A 19,806-nucleotide genomic window follows, 5' to 3' on the forward strand; every position below is an offset into this window, starting at 1 on the left:
ACTTTCTTTTAAGCCTTAAAAATGATAAAATAAGACAAACAAACTATAGGAGAACATAATGACTAAAGCAAATTTTGGTGTTGTTGGTATGGCTGTTATGGGCCGTAACCTTGCCCTAAATATCGAATCTCGTGGCTATACAGTTGCCATCTATAACCGCTCAGCAAATAAGACAGAGGACGTCGTTGCTTCTCATCCTGAGAAAAACTTTGTGCCAAGCTATGATGTGGAGTCTTTTGTAAACTCTATTGAAAAACCACGTCGGATTATGCTGATGGTTCAAGCTGGTCCTGGTACAGATGCGACTATTCAGGCCTTACTTCCTCACTTGGATAAGGGTGATATCCTGATTGACGGTGGGAATACTTTCTACAAGGATACTATTCGCCGTAATGAAGAGTTGGCTAACTCTGGTATCAACTTCATCGGTACAGGTGTTTCCGGTGGTGAAAAGGGTGCATTGGAAGGGCCATCTATTATGCCGGGTGGTCAAAAAGAAGCTTATGAGTTGGTAGCGGATGTCTTGGAAGAAATCTCTGCCAAAGCTCCTGAAGACGGTGCGCCGTGTGTGACCTATATCGGTCCTGATGGCGCTGGTCACTATGTAAAAATGGTCCATAACGGGATTGAATATGGAGATATGCAGCTTATCGCTGAGAGTTATGACTTGATGCAGCACTTGCTGGGACTTTCGGCTAGTGAAATGGCGGACATCTTCACAGAGTGGAATAAAGGCGAGCTAGACAGCTATCTGATTGAGATTACAGCGGATATCTTGACACGCAAGGACGATGAAGGTCAAGCTGGCCCAATCGTTGACTACATTCTGGATGCGGCTGGTAATAAAGGAACTGGTAAGTGGACCAGTCAATCTTCTCTGGATTTAGGTGTGCCACTGCCATTGATTACTGAGTCAGTCTTTGCGCGTTACATTTCTACCTATAAAGATGAGCGTGTGGCTGCTAGCAAGGTATTACCAAAACCAGCTGCATTCACCTTTGAAGGAGACAAGGCAGAGCTGATTGAAAAGATCCGCCAAGCTCTTTACTTCTCAAAAATCATGTCTTATGCCCAAGGTTTTGCTCAGTTGCGTGTAGCTTCTAAGGAAAACAACTGGAACCTGCCATTCGGTGAGATTGCTTCTATCTGGCGTGCTGGCTGTATTATCCGTGCTCGCTTCTTGCAAAAGATTACAGATGCTTATGGACGTGATGCTGACCTTGCAAACCTACTCTTAGATGAATACTTCATGGATATTACGGCTAAGTATCAGCAGGCAGTTCGTGATGTTGTCAGCTTGGCTGTGCAAGCAGGTGTACCAGTACCAACCTTCTCCAGTGCCATTGCTTACTTTGATAGCTACCGTGCCGAAAATCTGCCAGCGAATCTGATTCAGGCGCAGCGTGATTACTTTGGTGCTCATACATACAACCGTAAAGACAAAGAAGGTACCTACCACTATTCTTGGTACGACGAAAAATAGGATAGGCCTATGGCAAAGCGAATTTTACTAGTAGAAAATGAAAAAAATCTTGCCCGATTTGTGAGTTTGGAACTGCAAAAGGAAAGCTTTCTTGTAGATTTAGCTGAGACTGGTCAAGAGGGACTGGCTCTGGCTAAAGATGTGGATTATGACTTGCTCTTGCTCAATTATGATCTTCAAGATATGACTGCCAGCGATTTTGCTAAGCAGCTGAGCTTGATTAAGCCAGCGTCCGTCATTATCGTTTTGGCTAGTCGCGAAGAGATCGCGGAGCAGCAGGAGGCAATCCAGCATTTTGCCGTTTCCTACGTGGTCAAGCCTTTCATTATCAGTGACTTAGTGGAGCGTGTCTCCGTCATTTTCCGCGGGCGCGACTTTATCGACCAGCACTGCAGCCTCTTGAAAATTCCGACCTCTTACCGCAATCTGCGAGTGGATATTAAAAATCATACGGTTTACCGCGGTGAGGAAGTCATTGCGCTGACGCGGCGGGAGTACGATCTGCTTGTGACCCTGATGGGCAGCAATAAGGTCATGAGCCGTGAGCAGCTGCTGGAGCGTGTCTGGAAGTACGAGAGTGCAACCGAGACCAATGTTGTAGATGTTTATATTCGTTATTTGCGCAGTAAAATTGATGTGGAAGGGCAGCCAAGCTATATCAAAACCGTTCGCGGTGTTGGTTATGCCATGCAAGAATAAAAAATCAAAACTCTGTTCTCCTTGAGAGACGGAGTTTTTTTGCGCTTGTTACAGTATTGATAGGAGAAATAATGCGGACTTTCTGGTTATTCTATGCAATCGTTTTCGTTGAAATATAGCAAAAATGTAACTCTTGAAGAGAAAATACAGTATTTTAGGTGCAAAAAAAGAGAAAATTTTTTTATAAAAGCCTTTACAAAATAAAAAATCGTGCTATAATAGATGTATCGATATGCAAACGATTTCACAAAAAGGAGTGGTTTGCAAAAAATATAAGGAGGTCTGAATGATGAAAGATTCATTCAAGAACATTTTTAGCTTTGAATTTTGGCAAAAATTCGGTAAAGCTTTGATGGTGGTCGTTGCTGTTATGCCGGCAGCAGGACTGATGATTAGTATCGGTAAGTCTATCCCGATGATTAATCCAAATCTAGGTGTTTTAGTCACTACCGGTGGTGTTTTAGAGCAGATTGGTTGGGGGGTTATCGGTAACCTGCATATCCTCTTTGCTTTGGCTATTGGTGGAAGCTGGGCAAAAGAACGCGCAGGCGGTGCCTTCGCAGCAGGTCTGTCCTTTATCCTGATTAACCGTATTACTGGTGTTATGTTTGGCGTTACCAGCGATATGCTCTCAGATAAGGCAGCTGTAGTTAAAACAATGTTTGGTGCATCTATTAAGGTTTCTGATTATTTCATCAGCGTTCTAGAGTCACCAGCTCTGAACATGGGTGTCTTTGTCGGAATTATCGCTGGTTTTGTCGGAGCGACAGCTTATAACAAATACTATAATTTCCGTAAATTGCCAGATGCCTTGTCATTCTTCAATGGTAAGCGTTTTGTACCTTTCGTTGTTATCTTGCGCTCAGTAATCGTAGCAATTGTTTTGTCATTCGTATGGCCAGTTGTTCAATCAGGTATCAACAGCTTTGGTATTTGGATTGCTAACTCACAAGATACTGCACCAGTTTTGGCACCATTCATCTATGGTACTTTGGAACGTCTCTTGCTTCCATTTGGTTTGCACCACATGTTGACCATCCCAATGAACTACACAGAACTAGGTGGTGTTTATCACGTTATTACTGGTTCTGGTGCGGGAACAACTGTAGCTGGTCAAGATCCACTGTGGTTGGCTTGGGTAACTGACTTGGTTGGTACGAAATCAGCTGATCCTTCTACTTACCAACACTTGCTTGATACAGTTCATCCAGCTCGCTTTAAAGTTGGTCAGATGATTGGTTCATTCGGTATCCTTATGGGGGTAGCGGCAGCTATCTATCACAACGTGGATACTGACAAGAAGCACAAATACAAAGGTATGATGATTGCGACTGCTTTGGCAACCTTCTTGACAGGGGTTACTGAACCAATCGAGTACATGTTCATGTTTGTTGCAACACCACTGTATATCATTTATGCATTTGTACAAGGTGCTGCGTTTGCAATGGCTGACATCGTTAACCTTCGTGTGCACTCATTCGGTTCTATCGAATTCTTGACCCGTACTCCTATGGCCATCAATGCTGGCTTGGGAATGGATATCATCAACTTCATCTGGGTAACTATCCTCTTTGGTGTTGTGATGTACCTCATTTCTAACTTCATGATCAAGAAGTTCAACTATGCAACTCCAGGACGTAACGGTAACTATGAAACAGCAGATGGTTCAGATGAAGCTTCTTCATCAGAGTCAACTGGTGGTAAAGTTGCTGAAGCATCTCAAGCAGTAAATGTTATCAACCTTCTGGGCGGTCGCGCTAATATCGTAGATGTAGATGCATGTATGACTCGTCTGCGTGTGACTGTCAAAGATGCTGAAAAAGTTGGAACAGAAGAGCAGTGGAAAGCTGAAGGCGCTATGGGCTTGGTTATGAAAGGCCAAGGTGTTCAAGCTATCTACGGACCAAAAGCTGACGTTCTCAAATCTGATATTCAAGACTTGTTGGATTCTGGTGAAGTGATTCCTGAAACACTTCCTAGCCAAAAAGCAGAATCAGCAGCTGCCGAAGTTACTTACAAAGGTGTGACTGAGGAAGTTGAAACTGTTGCAGACGGTCAAGTCATTGACTTGGCAGATGTTAAAGATCCAGTATTCTCACAAAAAATGATGGGTGATGGATTTGCAGTTGAGCCAGAAAATGGTAAGATTTATTCACCAGTTGCTGGTACAGTAACCAGCGTCTTCCCTAGCAAGCATGCTATTGGTCTTGTGACAGATAACGGCCTAGAAGTCTTGGTACACATTGGTTTGGAAACTGTTAGCCTTGAAGGTAAGCCATTCGAAGTTCATGTTTCAGAAGGACAAAAAGTTGCAGCTGGAGATCTACTTGTAACGGCTGACTTGGAAGCAATCAAGGAAGCAGGACGTGAAACTTCAACAATCGTAGTCTTCACAAATGCAGCAGCTATCAAGTCTGTGACAGTAGAAAAACTTGGTCAATCATCTGCTAAGACAGTTGTTGCTAAGGTTGAATTGTAATATAGAAAAGAGAAATCATGGCAAAATTCCTGACATTAAATACTCATAGTTGGATGGAAGAAGAGCAAGAAACCAAGCTTAATCAGCTTGCAGAACGCATTCTTCAAGAAAAATATGATGTCATTTGCCTGCAGGAAGTCAATCAATTAACGGAGTCTGAACAGGTTGTTCAGGCTCCTTTCTATCAGGCGGTTGAGGGCGCAATTGAGATCCATCAAGACCATTTTGCTCTATGTCTGGTAGAAAAATTGGCTGAAGCAGGATTGGACTATCATTGGTCTTGGGCCTATAATCATATTGGGTTTGATATTTATAACGAAGGAGTAGCAATCTTGTCCAGAAAACCACTGACTCCTAGAGAAGTTCTGGTATCAGAGGTTAATGATCCTAGGGATTATCATACTCGTAAGGTCTTGCTAGCTGAGACTGAGGTAGAAGGTCAATTGCTGACAATTACCTCCTGTCATCTGTCTTGGTGGGACAAAGGTTTTCAGGGGGAATGGGCTAAGCTTGAAGCAGAGCTGCTAAAAGTAGAAAGTCCTCTGGTCCTCATGGGTGACTTCAACAATCCAGTCGGCCAGCAAGGCTACCAGACTATCTTAGCCAGTCCGCTGAAGCTGCAGGATAGTCATGCCGTTGCGAGAGAAGCTATCGGAGAGGCGACAGTAGAAGGTACTATTGCAGGCTGGGATGATAATAAGCATGCTCTGAAGATAGATTATGTTTTCACTAGTAAAGGGATGGACGTTGAGCGTTCCGCTGTTGTCTTTGACGGGAAAGAAACCCCTGTTGTCAGTGACCACTTTGGTTTAGAAGTGCAAGTGACTTTATAATAGTAAAAAAATGAGGCAAGACTGAGAATGCAACAGATTTGCCTCTCTTTTTCTTTTTGATAAACATATTTTTAGGGCAAAATGGTGAAATATTACACCCCAAACGGCTGTCTTTTGTTATTCTTGAAAACGTGTTATAATGAAGTATTAGGATTCTAGGAGGAAATGGTATGCGTTGTCCGAAATGTGGTGGGAATAAATCAAGTGTGGTTGATAGCAGACAGGCAGAAGATGGGAATACAATCCGTCGCCGCCGTGAGTGTGAGGAATGTCAACACCGCTTTACGACATACGAGCGCGTCGAAGAGAGAACCCTAGTGGTTGTCAAAAAGGACGGGACGCGTGAGCAATTTTCTCGGGATAAGATTTTTAACGGTATTATTCGCTCCGCTCAAAAGCGGCCAGTATCTAGTGACGAAATAGAGGAGATTGTCAACCGAATTGAGCAAAAGGTCCGCAGTCAGAGCGACAATGAAATCAATAGTGAGTATATTGGATCCTTAGTCATGGATGAACTGGCAGAGCTGGATGAAATCACCTACGTTCGTTTCGCCAGTGTTTACCGGAGTTTCAAGGATGTGGGCGAGCTGGAAAGCCTGCTCAAGCAGATTACCAAGGGGTCCAAGAAGAAAAAGGACAAATAAATGAAACCAAACCATCAGTTTTCTTTCTTGCGCAATAATGCAGTCAGCCCAGATATTGCTGTCTTGACCAAGCTCTATTTGCCGATTTTAGGGAGAGAAGCGATAGCACTTTATCTTTATCTGCTGTCTTTTGGGGATAATGGGCAAAAGCAGCACCTCTTCAGTCAGATTCTCAATCATTTAGATTTTGGACTTAATATTTTAGAAGAAAGTTTTGAGAGTTTAGCGGCGATTAAGCTAGTAGATCTTTATCAAACAGATGACCACTATCTGGTTCAACTCCACCCGACCTTAACGGCGGAGGAATTTTTCAGCCATAATGTGTACAGTCGGCTCTTGGAAAAGAAAATCGGAGAAGTTGCTGCAGAAGCCCTGCGACCAGAAAATCCTAGCGGAGAGAAATTGGTCAAGCCTTTTATGCAGGTGTTTGGTATGGAAGCTGAGCAAGCAAGGGCAGTGCGAAAAGCCAATGATTTTGACTTGGAGTATTTCAAGCAACGGATGGCTCAGGACAATCTTCGCTTTGCCAATGAAAAGGAAGATTTATTAGAATTGTTTGCAATTGCTGAGCAGAAGAAGTGGACTTGGTATGAGACCTACGTTTTGGCTAGAGAAACTGCTGTTTCTCAGGTTATTTCGACCAAGCGGATGAAGCAAAAGTTAGCTCAGAAGCCAGCAGAAGGTCAGTTTTCTAAGCAAGAGCAGTCTATTATCCAAGAAGCGAAACGAACATCGCCAATGGTTTTCCTGGCAGAAATCAAAAAAACCCGTCAGGCTGCTATTACGAGGACAGAGAGAAAGCTTTTGCTAGATTTAGCTGAATTAGGCCTTTTGGACGAGGTTATCAACGTAATCTTGCTCTTGACCTTTAATAAGGTGGATTCAGCCAATCTCAATGAAAAGTATGCCCTCAAGGTAGCCAATGATTTTTCTTATCAAAAGGTGACGACAGCTGAGGAAGCAGTCTTGAGAATCCGTGAGCGCAACCAGCAGCCCCAGAACCGTCCAGCTAAATCTGGACAAGGCTCTACCAAAAGCAACGTACCTGACTGGAGTCAGCCAGATTATAAAAATGAAACGAGCGCAGAGAAGCAGGCCGAGCTAGAAGAGCAGAAACGTCGGCTCTTAGCCAAACTTGAAGGAGGAGGCGAATAAATGGAGAAAATAGGACAGAATATGCCTCATATGAATAGGGTGCGGCAGTTTGACTATCAGGAGCTGGTTAAGCAGATTATGGCCGATCCAGATGTGGCAGCCTTTATCCAGCAGGAAAAGCTGACCCAAGCTGAGATTCAGCGCAGTGTCTCCAAGTTTAACCAGTATATTACGGAGCGTAACCGCTTTTTGCTGGGGGATGAGACCTATATTGCCAAGGGTTATAAGCCAATCTTGGTGAAGAATGAAGGCTATGCGGATGTTGCCTATGAAGAGACGCCAGAGTTGATTGAGCAGGAGAGACAGGAGGCCATTAGAAGCCGTCTCAATCTCATCAGTCTACCAGCCAGTCTCAAGGAGGCTAGTCTGGCTCAGGTGGATCTGGACGATGTTGGCCGCTACAAGGCTTTTGAACTTTTGACCAACTTCGTTGCTGAGTTTCCGAATTATCAGAAGGCTGTTTATCTCTACGGGGATTTTGGAGTCGGAAAAAGCTACATGATGGCTGCTCTGGCGCATGATTTGTCAGAAAAACGCAGTGTTTCAACGACACTCCTTCACTATCCAAGCTTTGTTTTGGATGTTAAGAATGCGATCAGTTCCGGCTTGGTCAAGGAGAAGATCGACCAAGTCAAGACAGCTCAAGTGCTGATTTTGGACGATATTGGTGCAGAGCAGTCCAGTCCTTGGATGCGCGATGAGATTTTGCAGGTCATTCTCCAGCACCGTATGCAGGAAAATCTGCCAACTTTCTTTACTTCTAACTTTAGTTTTGCGGATTTAGAGCGTCACTTTGCCAGCTCTAAGAATGGCGATGAGACTTGGCAGGCCAAGCGGGTTATGGAGCGGATTAAGTTTCTGGCTCAGGAGGTACGCCTAGAAGGAGAGAACCGCCGATGAATGAAACAATTAACTTGATGAATGCTCACACGTCTGTTCGCCGCTTTTCGGAGGAGCAGATTTCGGATAAGGAATTACGTGCCATCATTAATGCGGGTCGGGCTGCGTCCAGCTGGAAGAATTTTCAGTCCTATTCGATCATTGTAGTGCGAAGCAAAGAGAAAAAAGAAGCCCTCTTTGACTTGGTGCCCCAAGAAGCCATTCGGCAGTCTTCGGCCTTCCTGCTTTTTGTTGGCGACCTCAATCGTGCTCAAAAGGGCGTTCACATGCATACGGAAGACTTTTATCCTGAGGGGCCGGAGAATCTCCTGATTAGCTCAGTAGATGCTGCTTTAGCTGGACAAAATACCCTGTTAGCAGCTGAAAGTTTGGGTTATGGCGGAGTAATCATTGGACTGGTTCGATATGCTGCCAGTCAAATAGCAGAGCTTTTTAAGCTACCGGACTACACTTATCCAGTCTTTGGGATTGCTCTGGGAACTCCCAACCAGAACCATGCAGTCAAACCGCGGCTGCCTTATGAAGCAGTGGTCTTTGAGGAAGAATATCGTGAGCAGGATCGTTTCACTATTCAAGCTTATGACCGAGTACAGACTGAATATGCAGGCGAGCGGGCTAAGGAAACCTGGAGTCAGCGCCTAGCTGCTCAATTTGGTCAGGAGCCTAATCAAGCTATCGATCAACTATTCAAAGAAAAGAAATTAGAAAAATAGGGCGGAGTTTGGCTCTGTCCTAAAGAATGAAAGAGGAAAAACATGGCCTTACCAACTATTGCCATTGTCGGCCGTCCCAATGTCGGCAAGTCAACGCTCTTCAATCGGATTGCCGGTGAGCGGATTTCCATTGTGGAAGATGTCGAAGGGGTGACCCGCGATCGAATCTATGCGACAGCAAGCTGGCTCAACCGTAAATTTAGCATTATTGATACGGGCGGAATTGACGATGTTGACGCGCCTTTTATGGAGCAAATCAAACACCAAGCTGAGATCGCCATGGACGAAGCAGATGTTATCGTTTTTGTCGTGTCTGGCAAGGAAGGTATTACAGATGCGGACGAGTATGTGGCTCGCATGCTCTACAAGACCCATAAGCCGATTATTTTAGCGGTCAATAAGGTGGATAATCCTGAAATGCGCAATGAGATTTTTGATTTCTATGCGCTGGGCTTGGGTGATCCATTCCCAGTTTCCTCAGTCCATGGGATTGGTACAGGAGATGTTCTTGATGCAATCGTTGAAAATTTGCCAAATGAAGAAGTGGTCAAAAATCCTGATATGATTAAGTTTAGTCTGATTGGCCGTCCTAATGTCGGCAAGTCTAGCTTGATCAATGCCATCTTGGGGGAAGACCGAGTCATTGCTAGTCCAGTGGCTGGTACAACGCGTGACGCTATTGATACGGTCTTTACCGACAGTGAAGGTCAGGAATTTACCATGATTGACACGGCTGGTATGCGCAAGTCAGGCAAGGTCTATGAAAATACGGAGAAATACTCTGTCATGCGGGCCATGCGGGCTATTGACCGCTCAGATGTCGTTTTGATGGTGCTGAATGCTGAAGAAGGAATTCGTGAGTACGACAAGCGAATTGCTGGCTTTGCCCATGAAGCAGGAAAAGGTATTGTTATCGTTGTTAATAAGTGGGACACACTGGAAAAAGACAACCATACCATGAAAGACTGGGAAGAAGATATCCGAGACCAGTTCCAGTATTTGTCTTATGCGCCAATTATCTTTGTTTCTGCCCTGACCAAGCAGCGTCTCCATAAGCTGCCGGACATGATTAAGCAGATTAGTCAAAGCCAAAACACGCGTATTCCGTCAGCAGTGCTTAATGACGTTATCATGGATGCTATCGCGATTAATCCGACACCGACTGACAAGGGCAAGCGTCTCAAGATTTTTTATGCGACTCAGGTAGTGACCAAACCGCCAACTTTTGTCATCTTTGTCAATGAAGAAGAACTCATGCACTTCTCTTATCTGCGTTTCTTGGAAAATCAAATCCGCAAGGCTTTTGTCTTTGAAGGGACCCCAATTCACTTGATTGCAAGGAAGCGGAAGTAGAGTTTGAAAACAGCAATTTGACAAACATACGTTTATATGTAAAAATGAAAGTAAGCATAAGAGCTTGCTTTTCTTTTTTTATGTCGAAAGTATGGTATAATGGTGAGATAAATGTAAGGTGGTAATTATGGCAAAATTAATTCCTGGTAAGATTCGGACAGAAGGAATAAACTTAGCCGAAGCTGGAAAAATTGAAATTATAGAAGCCAAGGATTCTTTTTTATACACTCGGATTGATGAACAAAATTTACGGTATAGTTTAAATGATGATGCTATTTTTTGTTCCTGCGATTTTTTTAAAAAGAAAAAATACTGTGCTCATTTAGCTGGTTTAGAATATTTTCTAAAAAATGATATAGATGGTAAGACTTTTTTGGAAAATATGGAGAAAAAAGAAACTTCACAGCAGGAAACACAAAAATTAGTATCTTTCGGAAGTTTATTTCTAGATAAAATCTTTTCTGAAAAATCTAAAGAGGATATTCGATATGAATTATCTGCTTTTGGTCAAGAAGATGATTACCTTGGACATATTCTTTGGACTCTGAGAATTTCGCGTTTGCCAGATGAACGTTCTTATGTCATTCGAGATATTTTATCTTTTTTGAGGACCATGGTAAAAAAAGGATATTATCAAATTGGAAAAAGCTATTATGAATCAATTAGCTTTGAAGAATTTGATGAGGCTAGTCAGGAACTCCTCATTTTTTTACAGGGGTTAGTAAAGGATTGCCAAGGAAAAGAATCCAATTTAATTTTTCCAAATACAGGACGTAATTTATTTTTTCCTGCAAGTCTATTTGAAGAAGGCGTCAATCTATTAATGAATCTCACTTCATTCCAGTTGGAATGTGGCTTCTATAGTTATAGAGAAGTTATGTTTCAGGATTTTCATGAGGATGCTGGGATTTATCAGTTTAAGGTTGAAGAAAATGCCGATTACTTTGAATTAACGGTTTCAGAAAAGAACTATAAAATGTTATATGATGGTCAGTATATTTTATCTGGCAATACCCTTTACCAATTAAATCATAAACAAATCATTTTAATAAAAGCATTAAGAGATTTACCTATAGCCCAAGACGGGGAAAAGCATTTGCAGTTTGATGGGGCTGATAAAGCTAAACTAGCAAGCAGTTTGTCCATGTTTAGTGAAGTAGGTCGAGTTGTAGCACCGAAATCACTAATGATACACGAATTTACGCCTCACTTTAGTTTTGACATAGCGGAAAATCGGGAAATCGTTTTAACACTCCTTTTTGAATTTGAGGATAGAAAGATAAGGAGTAGAGAAGAACTAGAAAAATTACCTTATGCTAGTGATTTTAATCATGAGCAAGACATTTTTAAAACGATGCTATCTAATGGTTTTTCTGACAATTTTGTCAGTCGACGGTTACCTCTGAAATCGGAGGAGATTTATCATTTCTTTTCTGAAGTTATTCCGTCATTTAGAAAATTGGGTAAGGTTTGGTTATCTGATCAATTGCAGGAGATAGGAGCTTCTACAAAGCCAGATGTTTCAGTTCAACTTAATGGTGGTCTTTTAGATATTAGTTTTGATTTTGCTGGCATTGCGCAGTCAGAGATTGACGCAGTTCTTGATTCGCTCTTTAAGGAGCAGGACTTCTTTATCAGTAAGTCTGGGCAAGTCTTGATTTTCGATGAAGAGACCAAGGAGATGAGTCGGACTTTGCAGCAGCTGCGGAGTAAGCGGACTAAAAATGGCTTCATTCAGACCAGCAGTCTGGCAGCTTATCAACTGGCAGAGTTTTTTAAGGGCAAGGATAGGGTACAGTTTTCAAAAGATGTACAGCAGCTGGCCTTTGACCTGACTCACCCTGAGGAATTCCCTCTTCCCCAGCTGCAAGTCAAGGCTGACCTTCGGGATTACCAAGAGACGGGTGTCAAGTGGCTATCCATGCTTGATAAGTATGGCTTCGGTGGCATCTTGGCTGACGATATGGGGCTAGGAAAGACCCTGCAGACGATTTCTTTTCTGAGTTCGTGTATAGATGATTCTAAGAAAGTCTTAATCTTGGCGCCATCCAGCCTGATTTACAACTGGAGCGATGAGTTTGCTAAATTTGCTCCGCATTTGGATGTGGCAGTGGTGTATGGTCTGAAAAATGTTCGTGATGAGCTGATTGCGGAGAAACATCAGATTACCATTACTAGCTATGCTTCTTTCAGGCAGGATGTGGAAGAATACAAGGATAACCACTTCCAGTATCTGATTTTGGATGAGGCTCAGGTGATGAAGAATGACCAGACCAAGATTGCCCAGTATTTGCGGGATTTTGAAGTGGAGCATACCTATGCCCTTTCTGGGACGCCGATTGAGAATAATCTGGGAGAACTTTGGTCTATTTTCCAGATTGTCATGCCAGGACTTTTGCCGAGCAAAAAGGAATTTTTAAAACTGCCGGCTGAGAAAGTCGCTCGCTATATCAAACCATTTGTCATGCGGCGCAAGAAAGAAGATGTGTTGCAGGAATTGCCTGATTTGATTGAAGTTGCTTATCGCAATGAATTGGCAGATAGTCAGAAGACTATCTATCTGGCTCTGCTCAAACAAATGCAGGACAGAATTATCCATGCGACAGAAGATGAAATCAACCGCAGCAAGATAGAGATTCTGTCAGGTCTTATGCGCCTCCGTCAGATCTGTGATACTCCGAAGCTGTTTATGGAAGATTACGAGGGCGAGAGCGGTAAGCTGGAAAGTTTGCGGGAATTACTTGAACAGATACAAGATGGTAATCGTCGTGTCCTCATATTTTCACAATTTCGTGGTATGCTGGATATTATCGAGAGTGAGCTGGACAAGATGGGCATGGAGTCCTTTAAGATTACAGGCTCTACTCCAGCCAAGGAGCGTCAGGACATGACAACTGCCTTCAATGACGGCCAGCGTTCAGCCTTTCTGATCTCCCTCAAGGCTGGAGGTGTCGGTCTCAATCTGACTGGTGCTGACACAGTTATCTTGGTTGACCTCTGGTGGAATCCAGCGGTTGAAGCCCAGGCCATAGGCCGTGCCCACCGTATCGGTCAGGAGCGCAATGTCGAAGTCTATCGGATGATTACGCGGGGTACGATTGAGGAGAAGATACAGGAGCTGCAGGAGAGCAAGCGCAATCTGGTTTCGACTATTCTGGACGGAGCAGAAGCCAAATCCAGTCTCTCTGTGGAGGAAATTCGAGAAATTCTGGGAATTTCGGCAGAATAGCTTGAAAAATAGCCTGAATAGTTTATAATAATGAAGGGTTGAAAGGAAAAAGATATGACTGATAAACAATTTCCTCTGGTGTCAGATGATGAAATCATGCTGACGGAAATGCCGCATATGAATCTTTATGATGAACTGGATCTCATTAGCAATATTACCGGAGACTATACTGACCGTAATTATTTGGAATGGATGCCGATTGTGGATTCCAGCAGGCATGCTCCCATCGCTGCCAGTCAGGCTATCAGAAGACCGCTGCAAAAGCAGTCTGCTTTCAAAGATTTTAAAAAGCCGATTGATAAGAAAGATCCGGCCATTCGTTATGCTGAGCAGGCACGCGAGGAAGCTCGGGCTGATTTGAAAAAGAAGCGTTCAGCGCCTTATCTGACCAGCGACCTTCCGACTAAGGTCCGCAGCAGAAAGCTTCCGACAGCTTCTAATGCGGAAAGACCGAAGCCAACTGCCCCTTTTCAGAAGAATACATCAGGGGAATTTACGAAGTTTGGCGATAGGCTTCAGCAGGATAACTATATTTTGGCGGATATTCAGCCTGAGTATAGCCCTCAGCCGCAGGAGCCGGAAGAAAAGCCTAAGAAGAACAATTATGATTTTTTAAAAACCAGTCAGATCTATAATCAGGATAGAGCTAAGGAGGAGCAGTTGAAGCATTCCAAGGCTCAAGAGCTGAACTTGACAGGCTTGGACAGCGATTAAAGCTGGCTTGCTCGAGTCTTTTCTGGCTGCAATTTTCTGATGTTTATAAGGAAAATTGCTAGTTGATTATGTAAATGTAAAATCTATCTGCATATAACATCCGTCATCGGTTGAAGAAAATCGATGCTAGAAGCTGGGACTTACTGATTGGTCCGGCTTCTTTGGTGTTTTAGTGGTGCCTAAAAGCTTGTAAAGAAAGAAAGTCCCTGCGGGCTGATGAGGGTCTGCGGAGATTTTCCTCTTTTGACTTGCTTTTATGGCCTTGTATCTTAAGGAGTAATCATGACGAAAACCTATCATTTTATCGGGATTAAGGGCTCTGGTATGAGCGCTTTGGCTTTGATGCTGCACCAGATGGGCCATAAGGTTCAGGGCAGTGATGTTGATAAATATTATTTCACTCAGCGCGGTCTGGAGCAGGCTGGCATTTCCATCCTGCCTTTTGATGAAAAGAATATCCAGCCGGACTATGAAATCATTGCCGGCAATGCCTTTCGTCCAGATAACAATGTAGAAATTGCCTATGCAGACGCAAACGGTATTGGCTATAAACGCTACCATGAGTTTTTAGGTGGCTTCATGCGTGACTTTGTCAGCTTGGGAGTGGCTGGTGCCCACGGGAAGACCTCTACAACGGGTATTCTCTCCCATGTTCTCTCCAATATCACGGATACTAGCTATCTGATTGGGGATGGCACAGGCCGCGGTTCTGTCAATGCCAAGTACTTTGTCTTTGAGTCGGACGAGTACGAGCGTCATTTCATGCCCTATCATCCGGAATATTCGATCATTACCAATATCGACTTTGACCATCCGGATTATTTCACGAGCCTGGAAGATGTCTTTAACGCTTTCAATGACTATGCCAAGCAGATTACCAAAGGACTCTTCATTTATGGAGAAGATGAGCAGCTGCGCCGGATTACGTCCAAGGCTCCGATTTACTACTATGGATTCAAGGAAGAAGGCAATGACTTTGTCGCTCACGACCTCTTGCGCTCCACCAGCGGTTCAGGATTTAAAGTTTCTTTCCGCGGTCAGGAACTGGGTGAGTTCCAAATTCCAAGCTTTGGCCGCCACAACATTATGAATGCGACAGCAGTCATCGGCCTCTTGTATACAGCAGGTCTTGATCTGAATCTAGTTCGGGAACACCTCAAGACCTTTGGCGGAGTTAAGCGCCGCTTTACAGAGAAAATTGTCAACGAAACAGTTATCATTGATGACTTTGCTCACCATCCAACAGAAATTATCGCAACTCTGGATGCAGCTCGTCAGAAGTATCCAAGCAAGGAAATCGTGGCAATCTTCCAACCGCATACCTTCACTCGGACCATTGCTCTTTTGGACGAATTTGCGGATGCCCTTAATCAGGCTGACTCAGTCTACCTAGCTCAGATTTACGGATCTGCGCGTGAGGTGGACAATGGTGATGTTAAGGTCGAAGATTTGGCTGAAAAGATTGTGAAGCGGGCCAAGGTCATTGACGTGGATAATGTTTCTCCGCTTCTTGACCACGATAATGCCGTTTATGTCTTTATGGGAGCTGGAGACATCCAGACCTATGAATATTCCTTTGAACGTCTCCTGTCCAATCTTACCAGCAACGTTCAGTAGGAGGAGACTTGATGGAAGCACCGATTCGAATCAGGCAGGCCGACTTGAGCGACTGGGAGGAAATTCTTGCAATCGAGCAGCTGAATTTTCCAGCAGCAGAAGCAGCCAGTTCAGAAGTTCTCAAAGAGCGGATTGAGCAGATTGCTGATACTTTTTTGCTAGCAGAGTTGCATGGTCAGCTGGCGGGCTATATTGTTGGACCAGCTGTTCAGGAGCGATATCTGACAGATGATCTCTTTAGCAAGGTGGGTGCTAATCCTCCAGAAGGTGGCTTCATTGCCGTCCAAAGTCTGTCCGTCCATCCTGATTTTCAGAGGCAGGGGGTCGGAACCTTGTTGCTTGCAGCTCTCAAGGAGACAGCTGTTCAGCAAAATCGAAAGGGCATTAGCCTAACCTGTCATGATGAGCTGATACCTTATTTTGAGATGAATGGTTTCGTCCACGAAGGGATTTCTGACTCAACTCACGGTGGAGCTATCTGGTCTGATATGGTGTGGGAAAATCCCAATTTTAAGGAGAAGTGATGATTATCCGTCAAGCTCAAATGGCTGACTTAGATGCCATTAATGCTATCGAATTGGAAAATTTCAGTCCAGAAGAGGCTGTTAGCCGAGAAAGTCTAGCAGCACATATCCAAACCCTATCTTCGACTTTTTTGGTAGCGGAAAAGGATGGTAAGATTTTGGGCTATCTGGAGGGACCTGTCCGTCCAGAACGTTATTTAAAGGATATTTCTTTTACAGAGGAGATTGAAGATTATGGTCATCTGGACGGTGGCTTTATCTCTCTGACCAGCCTTTCTATCTCGAAAGATGCTCAGGGGATGGGGGTCGGCCGCAAGCTACTGCAAGCTATGAAAGAGATTGCTATAGCAGATGAACGCCACGGCATCAATCTGACCTGCCACGACTATCTCACCGCTTACTACGAGAAGCATGCCTTTGTAAATGAAGGTTTGTCACAATCAACTTACGCAGGTGCTACTTGGTTTGATATGGTCTGGGAAAATCCTAGTCTCAAACTGCAAAAAAACCAATAATAAGCTAGAAAATCCTACTCTTATTGCATTTATCTGACTTTTAAGATATAATGTTAGGGATTATGATGAAGGAGGTCAAATTTTTGACTGAAAAATCACAAGACAAAGAGAAGAATCTGAGCTTTAAAGAGCAGATTTTGAAAGACTTAGCTGGAGAAAAGGAAGAACAAACTCCCTCTTCAACTAGCCAATCAGAAGCGGACTCTGCTTCTGCAAAAGAAACAGCAGCTGCGGATGACTTTGAAGCTAGACCGGCTTCGGTAGATGTTTCCTACAAGGTTGCAGAGAATGAAAAGGCTCACCCTCAGGTCTATGGCCGAGTGGATGAGGAAGATAAGAAGCCCAATGAGGTTCTATCTCGGGCTAATCGGGCCAACAATACGGTCAAGAAAAAACGTCAAAACACCTTAGCTCGCAGGATTATGACGACTGTTCTGCTGATTGTCCTGCTGGGACTTGTGGTCACAGGAGTTGTCGGCTATACTTATGTATCTTCAGCTCTTAAACCTGTTGATGCAAACGCAATAGAGTATGTAACGGTTGAAGTACCAGAAGGCTCTAGCTCTAAACAGATTGGGGAAATCCTCGAGAAAAAGGGGCTGATTAAAAATGCCCAAGTTTTTAGTCTCTATTCTAAGATTAAAAGCTTTAACAATTACCAGTCTGGCTATTACAATCTCCAGAAGAGTATGGACCTAGATACCATTGCTCGGCAGCTTCAGGAAGGTGGAACAGATACACCGCAACCACCAGTTGTTGGTAAGGTTACTATTCCTGAAGGCTATACACTGGAGCAGATTGCAGAGGCTGTGACGGTTAATGCAGCTGCAACTTCTAAAAAGACTAGTAAGACACCTTTTAGCAAGGACGATTTCCTAGCTAAGGTGCAGGATGAAGCTTTCATTTCCAAGATGGCGGCTAAATATCCACAGTTGCTGGGTACATTGCCAAGCAAGGACAGCGGAGTCAAGTATCGCTTAGAAGGTTACCTCTTCCCTGCCACTTATAACTATGGTGAGGATGCGGATCTGGAAAGCTTGATTGACCAGATGTTGGGCGCAATGAATAGCAATCTGTCTTCTTACTACTCTACTATCGAAGCGAAGAACCTAACGGTTAATGAAGTTCTGACACTTGCTTCTCTGGTAGAAAAAGAAGGTTCAACAGACCAGGACCGCAAAGATATTGCCAGCGTATTTTATAATCGTCTCAATCAAGCGATGCCGCTTCAGAGTAATATCGCTATCCTCTATGCTCAAGGCAAGCTAGGAAAGAAAACGACTTTGAAAGAGGACGCTGAAATTGATACCAATATCGACTCGCCTTTCAATGTCTATAAAAAAGAAGGGCTAATGCCTGGGCCAGTTGATAGTCCTAGCCTATCTGCTCTGGAAGCTACCATTAATCCAAGTAAGACGGACTACCTCTACTTTGTGGCAAATGTTGAAACAGGCGCTGTTTACTTCGCCAATACTTATGAGGAACACGCTAAAAATGTTGAGGAGCATGTCAACAGCAAGCTCACTCAATCCAGCAGCACTGATTAAATTGCTGTTATTGCAGACGAGAGAAAGCTAGGCAGCTAGTTCTAGCTTTCTCAGTCCTGCTATATAAAAAAGGGACTGATACAGACTTGTCTCAGCCTCTTGTTTTAGTTTTAAAATAAAAGAAAATAAAAGAAAAGAGAAAAAATGGCTGAAAAAACTTATCCTATGACCCTAGAGGAAAAGGAAAAACTAGAAAAAGAATTAGAAGAATTGAAATTGGTTCGTCGTCCAGAAGTGGTAGAACGTATCAAGATTGCCCGCTCCTACGGCGATTTGTCAGAAAATAGTGAATACGAAGCTGCTAAGGACGAACAGGCTTTTGTGGAAGGTCAGATTTCTAGTCTGGAAACCAAGATCCGTTATGCTGAGATTGTAAACAGTGACGCTGTAGCCAAGGATGAAGTAGCTATCGGAAAAACAGTTACCATCCAAGAAGTAGGCGAAAGCGAAGAGGAAGTCTACATTATCGTTGGTTCTGCTGGTGCAGATGCTTTTGCAGGCAAGGTATCCAATGAAAGCCCGATTGGTCAAGCTTTGATTGGCAAAAAGACAGGTGATACTGCAACAGTCGAAACACCGGTTGGCAGCTACGACGTTAAAATTCTCAAGGTTGAAAAAACCGTTTAATAAATACCAAAAGGAACTGGCTAGAAGACTGGTTCTTTTTTCGTTTCTTTTAAGACAGAGAGTGTAGGCTAGATAAGAAGAGCAGGGGAAAAATAGAGAAAAGACAGATGGTTATGCTATAATGAGAATAAGCTAGAAAAGTAGGAGAACTGTATGCAAGAGCAAGATATTTATGGGAAATATGGGGCCTACCTGCCCAAGATTTTAGAGGATCTTAGTCAGCGTATTCAAGAGGCTAATGATCGAGTCAAGCAGGAAACAGGGCAGAAGCTTTTTGAGCATTTTAATGCACGGATCAAGCAGGCAGCCAGTATGGAAGAGAAATGCCAACGCAAGAATCTGCCTAGGGTGCCAGAGTCTGCCCTGAAAGAAATTCGTGATGCGATTGGGATTCGGATTGTTTGCGGTTTTATTGAGGACATCTATCAGACTATTGAGGTGCTTCGTCAGCTGGAGGGCTGTGAGATTGTTCTGGAAAAGGACTATATCCGAGCTGCCAAGCCTAATGGGTATCGCTCCTACCACTTGATATTAGAGGTGGAGACTCCTTATGAGGACTGTCATGGTCAAAACCCCGGCCGCTATTTTGTAGAAATCCAGCTTCGGACCATTGCTATGGATTCTTGGGCCAGCTTAGAGCATCAGATGAAGTACAAGCGCGAGATAAAAGACAGCAAGCGGATTGTCCGCGAGCTGAAACGCTGTGCAGATGAGCTGGCTTCTTGTGATGTGACCATGCAGACCATCCGCAATTTGATTCGAGAAAGTGAGTGA

At 43.7% G+C, this 19,806-nt stretch carries 17 protein-coding genes; all 17 read left to right on the forward strand.

Annotation, left to right across the window (positions count from 1 at the left end):
* Positions 1-58 precede the first annotated feature (58 nt).
* Positions 59-1,483 (forward strand): NADP-dependent phosphogluconate dehydrogenase, encoded by a 1,425-nt coding sequence (gndA, locus tag J1C81_RS03015; RefSeq protein WP_002905853.1) that lies wholly within the window; start codon positions 59-61, stop codon positions 1,481-1,483.
* A 9-nt stretch (positions 1,484-1,492) separates the two neighbouring features.
* Positions 1,493-2,182 (forward strand): response regulator transcription factor, encoded by a 690-nt coding sequence (locus J1C81_RS03020; RefSeq protein WP_002914519.1) that lies wholly within the window; start codon positions 1,493-1,495, stop codon positions 2,180-2,182.
* A gap of 286 nt (positions 2,183-2,468) precedes the next feature.
* Positions 2,469-4,661: a PTS transporter subunit IIBC gene (locus tag J1C81_RS03025; protein ID WP_002914520.1), complete on the forward strand. Its 2,193-nt coding sequence runs from the start codon at positions 2,469-2,471 to the stop codon at positions 4,659-4,661.
* A gap of 17 nt (positions 4,662-4,678) precedes the next feature.
* Entirely contained in the window at positions 4,679-5,494 is an 816-nt protein-coding gene (locus J1C81_RS03030) for an endonuclease/exonuclease/phosphatase family protein (RefSeq protein WP_002914521.1), read from the forward strand.
* A gap of 170 nt (positions 5,495-5,664) precedes the next feature.
* Positions 5,665-6,138 (forward strand): transcriptional regulator NrdR, encoded by a 474-nt coding sequence (nrdR, locus tag J1C81_RS03035; protein ID WP_002894570.1) that lies wholly within the window; start codon positions 5,665-5,667, stop codon positions 6,136-6,138.
* Positions 6,139-7,293, forward strand: coding sequence for a DnaD domain protein (locus tag J1C81_RS03040; RefSeq protein WP_002914522.1), 1,155 nt, complete (start codon positions 6,139-6,141; stop codon positions 7,291-7,293).
* Positions 7,294-8,193 (forward strand): primosomal protein DnaI, encoded by a 900-nt coding sequence (dnaI, locus tag J1C81_RS03045; RefSeq protein WP_002913163.1) that lies wholly within the window; start codon positions 7,294-7,296, stop codon positions 8,191-8,193.
* Positions 8,190-8,906, forward strand: coding sequence for an NADPH-dependent oxidoreductase (locus J1C81_RS03050; RefSeq protein WP_002914523.1), 717 nt, complete (start codon positions 8,190-8,192; stop codon positions 8,904-8,906). The genes dnaI and J1C81_RS03050 overlap by 4 nt, the downstream gene beginning before the upstream one ends.
* A 42-nt stretch (positions 8,907-8,948) precedes the next feature.
* Positions 8,949-10,259, forward strand: coding sequence for a ribosome biogenesis GTPase Der (gene der / locus J1C81_RS03055; protein WP_002914524.1), 1,311 nt, complete (start codon positions 8,949-8,951; stop codon positions 10,257-10,259).
* Positions 10,260-10,386: 127 nt separating this feature from the next.
* The gene (locus tag J1C81_RS03060) at positions 10,387-13,488 is read left to right on the forward strand and encodes a DEAD/DEAH box helicase (RefSeq protein WP_002914525.1); all 3,102 of its coding nucleotides are present in this window, start codon (positions 10,387-10,389) and stop codon (positions 13,486-13,488) included.
* Between the two features lie 54 nt (positions 13,489-13,542).
* Positions 13,543-14,202, forward strand: coding sequence for a hypothetical protein (locus J1C81_RS03065; RefSeq protein WP_002914526.1), 660 nt, complete (start codon positions 13,543-13,545; stop codon positions 14,200-14,202).
* A gap of 282 nt (positions 14,203-14,484) precedes the next feature.
* Positions 14,485-15,819: a UDP-N-acetylmuramate--L-alanine ligase gene (murC, locus tag J1C81_RS03070; RefSeq protein ID WP_002914528.1), complete on the forward strand. Its 1,335-nt coding sequence runs from the start codon at positions 14,485-14,487 to the stop codon at positions 15,817-15,819.
* A gap of 11 nt (positions 15,820-15,830) precedes the next feature.
* The gene (locus J1C81_RS03075; RefSeq protein ID WP_002914529.1) at positions 15,831-16,343 is read left to right on the forward strand and encodes a GNAT family N-acetyltransferase; all 513 of its coding nucleotides are present in this window, start codon (positions 15,831-15,833) and stop codon (positions 16,341-16,343) included.
* Entirely contained in the window at positions 16,343-16,858 is a 516-nt protein-coding gene (locus J1C81_RS03080) for a GNAT family N-acetyltransferase (protein WP_002914532.1), read from the forward strand. Before J1C81_RS03075 ends, J1C81_RS03080 begins: the two co-directional genes overlap by 1 nt.
* A 50-nt stretch (positions 16,859-16,908) precedes the next feature.
* On the forward strand, positions 16,909-18,405 hold the full coding sequence (gene mltG / locus J1C81_RS03085; protein WP_002914533.1) for an endolytic transglycosylase MltG: 1,497 nt from the start codon (positions 16,909-16,911) through the stop codon (positions 18,403-18,405).
* Between the two features lie 144 nt (positions 18,406-18,549).
* Positions 18,550-19,032: a transcription elongation factor GreA gene (gene greA, locus J1C81_RS03090; protein WP_002894584.1), complete on the forward strand. Its 483-nt coding sequence runs from the start codon at positions 18,550-18,552 to the stop codon at positions 19,030-19,032.
* Between the two features lie 153 nt (positions 19,033-19,185).
* A complete protein-coding gene (locus tag J1C81_RS03095; RefSeq protein WP_002914534.1) occupies positions 19,186-19,806 on the forward strand; it encodes a GTP pyrophosphokinase in 621 nt (206 codons plus the stop codon).

This window comes from Streptococcus sanguinis (assembly GCF_050225395.1).
GTDB lineage: Bacteria > Bacillota > Bacilli > Lactobacillales > Streptococcaceae > Streptococcus.

What these genes read in the sequence shown, in the direction of transcription:
- J1C81_RS03020 (WP_002914519.1), top strand. Translation starts at nt 1,493, where the DNA reads ATGGCAAAGCGAATTTTACTAGTAGAAAATGAAAAAAATCTTGCCCGA.
- J1C81_RS03095 (WP_002914534.1), top strand. Translation starts at nt 19,186, where the DNA reads ATGCAAGAGCAAGATATTTATGGGAAATATGGGGCCTACCTGCCCAAG.
- der (WP_002914524.1), top strand. Translation starts at nt 8,949, where the DNA reads ATGGCCTTACCAACTATTGCCATTGTCGGCCGTCCCAATGTCGGCAAG.
- J1C81_RS03040 (WP_002914522.1), top strand. Translation starts at nt 6,139, where the DNA reads ATGAAACCAAACCATCAGTTTTCTTTCTTGCGCAATAATGCAGTCAGC.
- J1C81_RS03075 (WP_002914529.1), top strand. Translation starts at nt 15,831, where the DNA reads ATGGAAGCACCGATTCGAATCAGGCAGGCCGACTTGAGCGACTGGGAG.
- J1C81_RS03080 (WP_002914532.1), top strand. Translation starts at nt 16,343, where the DNA reads ATGATTATCCGTCAAGCTCAAATGGCTGACTTAGATGCCATTAATGCT.
- nrdR (WP_002894570.1), top strand. Translation starts at nt 5,665, where the DNA reads ATGCGTTGTCCGAAATGTGGTGGGAATAAATCAAGTGTGGTTGATAGC.
- J1C81_RS03050 (WP_002914523.1), top strand. Translation starts at nt 8,190, where the DNA reads ATGAATGAAACAATTAACTTGATGAATGCTCACACGTCTGTTCGCCGC.
- dnaI (WP_002913163.1), top strand. Translation starts at nt 7,294, where the DNA reads ATGGAGAAAATAGGACAGAATATGCCTCATATGAATAGGGTGCGGCAG.
- J1C81_RS03025 (WP_002914520.1), top strand. Translation starts at nt 2,469, where the DNA reads ATGATGAAAGATTCATTCAAGAACATTTTTAGCTTTGAATTTTGGCAA.
- J1C81_RS03065 (WP_002914526.1), top strand. Translation starts at nt 13,543, where the DNA reads ATGACTGATAAACAATTTCCTCTGGTGTCAGATGATGAAATCATGCTG.
- J1C81_RS03030 (WP_002914521.1), top strand. Translation starts at nt 4,679, where the DNA reads ATGGCAAAATTCCTGACATTAAATACTCATAGTTGGATGGAAGAAGAG.
- gndA (WP_002905853.1), top strand. Translation starts at nt 59, where the DNA reads ATGACTAAAGCAAATTTTGGTGTTGTTGGTATGGCTGTTATGGGCCGT.
- J1C81_RS03060 (WP_002914525.1), top strand. Translation starts at nt 10,387, where the DNA reads ATGGCAAAATTAATTCCTGGTAAGATTCGGACAGAAGGAATAAACTTA.
- murC (WP_002914528.1), top strand. Translation starts at nt 14,485, where the DNA reads ATGACGAAAACCTATCATTTTATCGGGATTAAGGGCTCTGGTATGAGC.
- mltG (WP_002914533.1), top strand. Translation starts at nt 16,909, where the DNA reads ATGTTAGGGATTATGATGAAGGAGGTCAAATTTTTGACTGAAAAATCA.
- greA (WP_002894584.1), top strand. Translation starts at nt 18,550, where the DNA reads ATGGCTGAAAAAACTTATCCTATGACCCTAGAGGAAAAGGAAAAACTA.